4 protein-coding genes are annotated in these 2,860 nt (G+C 47.4%); all 4 read left to right on the top strand.

Annotated features, from left to right (window positions below; genetic code table 11):
* Nucleotides 1-748 (top strand): 4-hydroxy-tetrahydrodipicolinate reductase (gene dapB / locus RMO27_RS05745; RefSeq protein ID WP_309730344.1); only part of this gene is annotated, 748 nt, incomplete at its 5' end.
* Between the two features lie 144 nt (nucleotides 749-892).
* A complete protein-coding gene (locus RMO27_RS05740) occupies nucleotides 893-1,543 on the top strand; it encodes a phosphate ABC transporter permease (RefSeq protein ID WP_309730341.1) in 651 nt (216 codons plus the stop codon).
* Between the two features lie 361 nt (nucleotides 1,544-1,904).
* On the top strand, nucleotides 1,905-2,330 hold the full coding sequence (locus RMO27_RS05735) for a hypothetical protein (protein WP_309730338.1): 426 nt from the start codon (nucleotides 1,905-1,907) through the stop codon (nucleotides 2,328-2,330).
* Between the two features lie 147 nt (nucleotides 2,331-2,477).
* On the top strand, nucleotides 2,478-2,860 hold a 383-nt coding region (locus tag RMO27_RS05730), incomplete at its 3' end, for a hypothetical protein (RefSeq protein ID WP_309730336.1).

Genomic DNA, 2,860 nt, shown 5'->3' with positions numbered 1-2,860 from the left:
GAACGCTCCCGATTTGGTGTTGCTAGGTGCGGTCGATCGTAACCCCAAGATCCAGGGCGAAGACATCGGTGAAATGGCTGGCTGTGGAGCATTAGAGATCCCCGTGATGAACGATCTCCAAGCGATCCTGGCGATGGCATCCCAAGAAAAACAAGCCGCCGTGATGGTCGATTTTACCCATCCCGACAGTATCTATGAAAACGTCCGCTCCGCGATCGCCTATGGCGTGCGTCCGGTAGTCGGCACCACGGGATTGAGTACCACCCAGATTCAGCAACTCGCCGAATTTGCTGACAAAGCGAGTACTGGCTGTCTGATTATCCCCAATTTCTCGATCGGGGTAATCTTGATGCAGCAAGCCGCGATCCAAGCCGCCAAATTTTTCGAGCACGTCGAAATCATCGAACTCCACCACAATCAAAAAGCCGATGCCCCCAGCGGTACTGCCATCCAAACCGCGCAACTATTAGGCGAACTCGGTAAAACATTCAATCCGCCCAGCGTCACCGAATCCGAAAAAATCGCTGGAGCTAGAGGTTGTATCGCTGATGAAAATATCCGCATCCATAGCATCCGACTCCCTGGCTACATCGCCCATCAAGAAATCATCTTCGGTGCGCCTGGTGAGATCTATCTACTCCGCCACGATACTACCAATCGATCGTGCTATATGCCCGGAGTCCTCCTCGCCATTCGCAAGATTTTGGGACTAAAATCGCTAGTATACGGCTTAGAAAAAATCCTTTGATAGTTGATAGTTGAGATAGCAATCCTATTTGATTCGTAAGAAGACGGTAGGGTGTGTTATCCCGTAGGGTAACGCACCAAAGATTTATTCATTCTCCTTCGTCGCCCCGTCCCCCCATCGCCCCGTCCCCCGCCCCTTACAAACATGCTAGTTCCAATTACCCGTAACAAATTTGAAGAATTAGTACCAGTATTAGCGATGGGAGTGCAGTACAAATATTGCTGGGGAAAATGGTCGGACTTTTTGCGACGGATGATTATTTCGATCGCGGCGGTGTCCTTAACTTATGCATTTTTACGGTTCTTGTCGCCTGATGATGTGGAGTGGCAAGCTCCAGTACCGATGGCGATCGCGGGGTTATATTGGTGGTGGGAGCCGATCGTCTTAGCCAGTCGGCGCAATTGGCAATTTCGGCAATTTCCCTACAGTGGTTTCTGGCGCGGTGAAGTGCTAGATCTCTATGTCACAGACGATCTCGTCGGCGAAAGAGAAACTGTCGATAACAAAGGCAATTTAGTAATTATTGAAGATATTGAAACCAGATTGCATCTGGAAGTCGGTGACGAAACGGGATTTATTACCGAGGTTTCCGTGCCGTTAAAGAAGGCTTATAAAGGGATTTCACGCGGCCAAATTGTCGAGATGATTGTGATGTCTTATCGTCCCGATCTGAGTTCTTTTGCCAAAGTATCTGACGTCTATTTACCAGATCTCAATCTGTGGTTGAGTGATTATCCCTGCTTGCGGCGAGATGCTTTTATCGCTACTAGTCAACGTCTGGATGAGGATTATTAGTCGATCTAAAAATAGAGTCTAGTATCTAAACATAATAGAACTGATGTTCTGTCAAGCAAATCGAGTATTATAGCAATCCTAAATGATTCATGAGATTTATTATTCGGTGCGTTACGCTATCGCGATAACACACCCTACGATCTTCTTACAAATCAAATAGGACTGCTATATCATCTTCATTATAATCGCAAGACCAACGATCGTCACCAGACAACCCTAATCGCCAGATTAATTTTTGCTGAAAAACTCGATCGGGCAATCGCTAGAAACGATCTCCATTTTTTAGGGCAAAATGGAGAAAGTTGAGACAGTCGATCTCAATATTTTGGGGTTGTAAATTTCTGCACCTAATTTATAAATCATGACTGAGATTTTTTCACCAGAAGAGATTGAAGAATTATCCACAGAGATCGATCGACAGTTACAAGAGTTGCGTCGATCAGGAAACGCTACCTATAAATCTGGAGATGAGTTAGAGCCAGGTGGTGCTTTGAGCAAGCAGAAGGAATCGATCGAGAGTTTAACCAAGGAACCGATGCCGAGTTTCTTGGCGAAGTTTGGGCGGGCGGCGAAGACGGATATTTGCGATAAGGATGGATTATTAAATCAACAGTGGCATAAATGGGGCGATCTGAATAATAAAGATGCCCTAGAGCGATTGGGTGCGGTGTTGGTGACGATGGGTTTTTCGGGGAATGTGGTGTCACCTTTGGCTGTGGCGGCGATCGTCGTCATCGTGCATATCGGGTTGAAGGCTTTTTGCGAAGACTATGGGAATAATACATAAAGCTGCGACAAGATCCCCCAAGAAACCCCAAGAAACCCGACTTTTTGGAAAAGTCGGGTTTCTGCCCCCACAAGTAAATTACGCATGGGAGCATCCTCGTTTTTTGCGTAGCGTGTAACCCACCCCTGCCCCTCCGAGGAGGGGAATATGAGAGAGATGATGCTGGAATTGAGTTTGAGCTTTAGTTCGATCGATCTCGTTACCGTCAAATTAGACAATCGAACCACGAATTCTATCCCCTTTATCTCACCCTTGACAAAAGAGGATTGGGCGGATATGCAGTGGTATTTGGAAGCATATCCGACTCAGTATGCGGCGGATGTAGATGATAGCCGCGCCGAGAGAATTGTGGCAAAGTTGAAGGTGTGGGGACAGGCGTTATTTCAGGCGGTGTTTGCCGATCGATCTGCCGAGCGGTTATTTAATGAATTTCAGGATGCCGAGGGTGAGGGGCGACAAATCACGATCGCGGCGAGTCAGCCAGAGATCTTGCGGTTGCCGTGGGAATTGTTGTGCGATCCGAATGGGAC

The organism is Chamaesiphon sp. OTE_75_metabat_556, from assembly GCF_031378165.1.
In the GTDB taxonomy this organism is placed as follows: Bacteria; Cyanobacteriota; Cyanobacteriia; order Cyanobacteriales; family Chamaesiphonaceae; genus Chamaesiphon.
Note: the sequence above shows the minus strand (reverse complement) of the source record. Positions and strands in the feature narration are given on the sequence as shown.

Coding starts and splice junctions, on each gene's coding strand:
- RMO27_RS05740 (WP_309730341.1), top strand. CDS start 893: ATGCTAGTTCCAATTACCCGTAACAAATTTGAAGAATTAGTACCAGTA.
- RMO27_RS05735 (WP_309730338.1), top strand. CDS start 1,905: ATGACTGAGATTTTTTCACCAGAAGAGATTGAAGAATTATCCACAGAG.